Below are 262 nucleotides of genomic sequence, written 5' to 3'. Positions count from 1 at the left end.
CCCGGGGTACTTTTCACCTTTCCCTCACGGTACTAGTCCGCTATCGGTCACCAGGGAGTATTCAGGCTTATCGGGTGGTCCCGACAGATTCACAGCAGATTTCACGGGCCCGCTGCTACTTGGGTATCCACAACGACAGTTGCAGTGTTTTCGTCTACGGGACTCTCACCCTCTACGACAGGCCGTTCCAGACCACTTCGACTAACACCACAATTTCTCACTGTCGGCCGATCCGGCAGAATCGACAATGCAAACCCCACAA

Annotated in this window: 1 rRNA gene; it reads right to left on the bottom strand. The window is 54.6% G+C overall.

What is annotated here, in order from left to right:
• Positions 1-262: ribosomal RNA gene (locus MTX34_RS26205) — 23S ribosomal RNA — on the bottom strand; the annotation flags it as partial.

The organism is Rhodococcus sp. ARC_M5, assembly GCF_022810405.1.
Lineage (GTDB): Bacteria > Actinomycetota > Actinomycetes > Mycobacteriales > Mycobacteriaceae > Rhodococcoides > Rhodococcoides navarretei.
This window is presented reverse-complemented; position numbering and strand designations above follow the sequence as displayed.